Raw genomic sequence first — 5,872 nt, 5'->3', positions numbered from 1 at the left:
AAGTCGTTGGGCTCGGTGTACTCAGAGGCATGGGCGACGTAAACATTCCTACCATAATTACCTTTATCGCCTACTGGATCATTGGCATTCCCCTGGGATATTTATTGGGCATCAAACTGGACATGGGTGTCAACGGAATTTGGTACGGACTTACATTTGGCTTACTGACAGCCTCCCTCCTTTTATTCATCAGGTTTCAGCACAGAACAAAGCTGATCATTCGCATTTATGCGGAGAAACAGAATGCTTAGCCGATAATTCAGATAAATTTTGTTTTATAAATTACTAATAAACAGACGATTAACTATTTAATTGTAAAAGAATTTTGTAGAATGGAAAAATGGTAATAATATTGTCGACTTATTCGATAGACTTTGTACGAATTAGGATTAGAAATCAGTTACACAAGAAACCATAATGAGTTTACCCGAAAGCCAGATCAGCATACCGGTCAGCAATACAAAACAGGAAAAGAAGTGGAAGAAAATCGCTTACCTATGCCTCATTATTCTTGCCATTTTATTTCTCGGTATTGCGGCATACACTTATCTCAGCTATGATTCTGTGCTCACATTTGGTAAAGAGGTTTACGGGCAAATGGATGAGAAATTCTACTGGATGCTCGTGGTGGGTTTTGTGGCCCAGCTTGTTGACGGGGCTTTGGGCATGGGATACGGGGTGGTATCCACTACCCTGCTGCTTTCCGGCGGATTAAATCCCGCTGTAATTTCCGGAAGCATACACACCGCTGAGATGTTCTCGAGCGGTGCATCAGGCTTCAGCCATTACCGCTTTGGTAATGTAAACAAAAAACTGTTCAAGACCCTGTTGATCCCCGGCGTACTCGGCGCCATAGCCGGAGCCATATTGCTCAGCTATGCGGGAGAAGCCTTTTCAGCCTACATCAGGCCCGTTATTTCCGTTTACACCTTATTGCTTGGAATCCGCATACTACTCAATGCATTTAAAGAAAAAACAAAACCACAAAAAGTAAAGCGCGCAGGCTGGCTGGCTGGAGCAGGTGGTTTTTTAGACTCATTTGGCGGCGGCGGCTGGGGGCCGCTGGTTACCTCAACGCTTATTGCCAAAGGCCGGACCCCTAAATATGTGATCGGCTCCGTGAGTCTGACCGAGTTCTTTGTGACCATGGCCAGTGCAGTAACTTTCTTCTTTATTCTGGGTGTCAGTCACTGGCAATCCATCCTTGGCCTCATCGTTGGTGGTGTCGCTGCGGCGCCGATAGCGGCCCGTCTTGTCGGCAAGCTGCCGATAAAAAAGATGTTTATAGGAGTAGCTGCCATAGTCATCATCTCTAGCGTGCGCATCATTTACATGGCGATTACGAAAATGATTTAGTCATAAATCAACCTATATTCTTTAATTTTCAAAATAATAAATAAATTAGTTGCCATCACCGCTCATGGCAAATATCCCTGTAAAACAACACCTCGTAAAAAGCTTTGGACACTACAAGTGGGTGCTTCATCTGCTTTTTTGGGCCATTTTGCTGAGCATTTCATACCTGCAAATGCGCAATAGCGGCGTTACCGAAAACATAAAATACACTCCCAGCACCAATACCTCCATTTATTTTGCCAAGGTAATCCTGTTATTAATACTGTGCTATGCCTTTCAGTTCGCAATCGTCCCCTTATACCGGTCAAAAAACAAGCTGATCTTCTGGCTGACTTTTCTGGGCCTGCTGCTGATCATTTTCCTTGCCCGTGTGCTGCTCATCAAGCTGATCATAAATGGTCAACCCGGTCTTGATGCACAAGCAGAGCAATTCAGCTACATCAGCTACAGGACATTTTCAGCGTTCCTGTTCCCTTTTATTTTTTTTATTGCGTTTTATTACTTTGTGGACATCTATGATCAGCAAAAAGAGATTCAGAGGCTGATACAGTTCAAGACCCAAAAGATAACCTTAGAAAGTAGTTTTCTCAAATCCCAGGTCAATCCTCATTTTCTTTTTAACACGCTGAACAACATTTATGCGCTCAGCCTGAAAAAATCAGCACAAACACCCGCGATCATAGCCAAACTCGAATCGCTGCTCCATTACATGCTGTACGACTGTAAAGCAGACCTGGTACCGCTTGAGAACGAATTTACTTTTACCAATAGTTACATCACACTCGAAAAACTGCGTCACAAAGAAGATCAGTGCACAGTTACAGTAAACATTAAAGGCGACATAAAAGACAAAATGATTGCCCCGCTCCTGCTCATCAACTTTCTGGAGAATGCGTTCAAACACGGTACCAAAACCAGTTTCGGTAAATCCTGGATCAACCTGGACATCGATGTGCAGGACAAGTACATACACTTCAGACTTCAAAACAGTAAACCGCTCAACACCATCGGCCAGGCCATTTCCGATTATCAGGGAGGCATTGGCCTAAAAAACGTGAAACGAAGACTAGAGATCCTGTATCCGGATAAACACACGCTGTCCATGCAAAGCTTAAAGGACAGATTTGAAATTGACCTAACCATTAATTTTTGAAGATGAGCGGCCTCGTACAAATAGAGATTAATAAAAAGAACCGCTGGGTGTATTTCACACGGTACAGATGGGTTGCACATGTCATCTATTGGCTGTGGGTATTTGTAGTGGGTACACTGATGACCGTTAAGGTCTCTATTACCCCATCAGTTATATTTAATCACTTTATACTGGAAAACCTGCTCATTGCCATATTCTATTACCTTTATTGCCTGGTCCTGATCCCCTACTACTTCAAAAGGAACCGCAACCTGCAGTTCTGGTTACTCGTGGTAGGCAGTTATCTGTTTTTTACTGCGCTGGATGTCTGGTTTACAAGGAGCTTCGTTACCTTTTATTCCGACAATCCGCTCAATGGCAATCTATCATTTTGGGGCATGTATGCCTACAGTCTGGGCGGTTATCTGCTCAATTTTATGGTCTTCTCCATGATGCTGTTCTTCATGGAAAAAAATGAAGAAGGTCATACCATTTTGGAACTCGAAAATGAAAAGAAAGAAATTGAGCAAGTCAAACTGGACCTGCTGAAGACCAATATCAGTCCCGATTTTCTCATGCGCTCGCTAAAACAGCTGAAACAGTCAGCCCTCAGCCAGGACGAGAATACGCCCGAAGCCATACTGACATTTTCCGATCTGCTGCGCTACAGGCTGTACTGGGGCAGACAGCAGCATACCCCGCTGCAGGAAGAACTGCAGGCACTGAACAATTTTATCCATTTCATTGCCTTAAACCATTTTAAGCACAATCTCAATGTGGTATTAAATGTTCAGGGCGAAATTACAGATCAAAAAATAGCACCCCTGGCGTTGATCAACATCCTGGAGCTTTTCTGCAAAGTGCAGAGCAATAAACCAGTCACCCTGGAGATCAATATTTTCATTGAACAGCGCCAACTCCAATTAGGTATGGAATACCATGACAAGGCCCCCGAAACCCTGGTTGCCGATCTGGAAAACTACGGCAGCAACTACAAGCAACTGTTTGGCAGCAGTGTTCAGTTCCATTTTGAAAACTGTGAAGATGCACGTTGCAGCATCACACTGATTCTGCCGATAATTTAAGTTAGTAAACTTTGAAATAAAGTCTTTATCTTCAAGTAGTTTAAACCAAACGCTAACCAAATGTCCCTACTCTCCAAACTCGTGCCTGGCCTGTGCCTTTCAGGTGCAATTCTCCTGTCCTCTTGTCAGCACAAAGACAACAACGACAACACAGCAGGCCCCCTGTTTGTATTGCTGCCTCCCGAAAAAACCCATATAGACTTTAACAATACCATAGTTGAAAATACTAAGGCCAATATCATGTCCTACCAGTATTTCTACAATGGCGGTGGGGTCTCTGTTGGCGATCTGAACAATGACGGACTGGACGACGTTTATTTTTCCGGCAATATGACACCTGCAAAACTCTACCTCAACAAGGGAAACATGCAGTTTGAAGACATCACCACAAAAGCAGGAATCACCGAGTCAGGCTTCAGCTGGAAAACAGGCGTCACCATGGCCGATGTGAACGGCGATGGCAAACTGGATATTTATCAATGTCTGTCGGGCGGCCTTCCGGCCAAAAACCGGGAAAACAAATTGTATATCAATAGCGGCAACGACGCTTCAGGAACTCCTGTATTCAAAGAACAAGCAGCCGATTACGGCATTGCCGATGACGCTTACAGTACCCAGGCCGTGTTCTTTGACTATGACAAGGACAATGACCTGGATATGTTCCTGCTCAATCACAATCCAAAAGTATTTACCACACTGGAGGAAGAATCTGCGCCACTTATATTAAACGAGCCAGCTCCAAAAATAAGGGTAAAGCTCTATAAAAATACCGACAATAAATTTACCGATATCTCCGACCAGGCAGGTCTGTACAACTCTTCCTTCACTTACGGGCTTGGCGCAGGCATCGCTGATGTAAATAATGATGGATGGCCGGATATTTACATTTGCAATGACTACTCCGCCCCAGACTACCATTACATCAATAACGGAGACGGAACCTTTACAGATCAGCTCAGTGCGCAAATTGGTCATACCTCGTTGTATTCTATGGGCAATGACATCGCTGACGTAAACAATGACGGCCTGCAAGATATCCTGACCCTAGACATGCTTCCGGAAGACAACCATCGCCAGAAACAATTGTTCGCACCTGATAACTATGAATATTACAACCTGAGGCTAAAACTCGGTTTTCACTACCAGGACATGCGCAATATGCTGCAGATCAACAACGGAAATGGCACCTTTAGTGAAACGGGCCAGCTGGCCGGCATTTCCAATACCGACTGGAGCTGGGCACCGCTGCTGGCAGACTATGACAATGACGGCTGGAAAGACCTCTTTGTCACCAACGGCTACCTGCGCGACTATACCGATATGGATTTCCTGAAGTTTAAAGGAGATTTTCTCCGTCAGACAGACCAGGTAAAAATCAAGGAAAACATCCTTAGCCTGATCAATGAGATTCCTGCTTCAAATGTGATCAATTACGCCTTTAAGAACAACGGAGATCTTGGTTTCAGCAATAGAAGTGAAGAATGGGGAATCCAGACCCCTTCAAACAGTAATGGTGCTGCTTACTCCGATCTGGACAATGACGGCGATCTGGACCTGATCATCAACAACATCAACCTTCCTGCCTTTATTTATCAAAATCAGGCCTCAGATCAGGGCAAACACCATTACCTGAAAGTCAAGCTGCAGGGCGCAGCCGGCAATACCCAAGGTGTCGGGGCTAAAATATGGCTCTATGCAAAAGGCAAACAACAATACCTGGAGCAAAATCCCTCCCGCGGATACCAGTCCAGCGTATCACCCGTGCTGCATTTTGGTTTAGGAACAGATCAGGCCATAGATTCACTGCGTGTGGTCTGGAACAGCGGCAAACAGCAACTGCTTAAACAAGTCAAATCCAATCAGCCGCTTATCTTAGCTGAAAAGAATGCAAATCAGGAATATAAAACACCTAAAGTCACCGAACCGCTATTCAAAGAAGTCAAATCTCCTATTGCGTTTAATCAACAGAAAAATACCACAAATGACTTCAAGCGCCAGCCGCTGCTCACCAACCCATTGTCCTTCGGCGGCCCCTGCATGGCACAGGGCGATGTCAACAGAGACGGACTGACCGATGTTTTTGTAGGCGCAGGTCGGGGTCAGGCCAGCCAGCTCTTCCTGCAGCAGAAAGACGGTTCATTTAACCCTAAAAATACCCCGGCATTTCAGGAAGACCTGAAATCAGAGGATGCAGATGCGGTATTCTTTGATGCCAACGGTGATGGACATCTCGACCTCTATGTCGCTAGCGGCGGATATGGCAGCTATTTACAAGATGATCCCCTGCTCCAGGACCGTT

At 44.9% G+C, this 5,872-nt stretch carries 4 protein-coding genes and 1 pseudogene; all 5 read left to right on the top strand.

Annotated elements, in window-relative coordinates:
- Positions 1 to 251: pseudogene (locus VK541_RS24530) on the top strand (hypothetical protein); the annotation flags it as partial.
- 166 nt (positions 252 to 417) lie between these two features.
- Positions 418 to 1,356 (top strand): sulfite exporter TauE/SafE family protein, encoded by a 939-nt coding sequence (locus VK541_RS24525; RefSeq protein WP_324373254.1) that lies wholly within the window; start codon positions 418 to 420, stop codon positions 1,354 to 1,356.
- Positions 1,357 to 1,405: 49 nt separating this feature from the next.
- A complete protein-coding gene (locus tag VK541_RS24520; protein WP_324373253.1) occupies positions 1,406 to 2,509 on the top strand; it encodes a sensor histidine kinase in 1,104 nt (367 codons plus the stop codon).
- Positions 2,510 to 2,511: 2 nt separating this feature from the next.
- Positions 2,512 to 3,573 carry a histidine kinase gene (locus tag VK541_RS24515; protein ID WP_324373252.1) on the top strand — a complete coding sequence of 354 codons (1,062 nt, stop codon included), beginning with the start codon at positions 2,512 to 2,514 and terminating at the stop codon, positions 3,571 to 3,573.
- A 60-nt stretch (positions 3,574 to 3,633) separates the two neighbouring features.
- Positions 3,634 to 5,872: VCBS repeat-containing protein (locus VK541_RS24510; RefSeq protein WP_324373251.1), on the top strand; the 2,239-nt coding region annotated here is incomplete at its 3' end.

This window comes from Pedobacter sp., from assembly GCF_035317785.1.
Lineage (GTDB): Bacteria > Bacteroidota > Bacteroidia > Sphingobacteriales > Sphingobacteriaceae > Pedobacter.
Note: the sequence above shows the minus strand (reverse complement) of the source record. Positions and strands in the feature narration are given on the sequence as shown.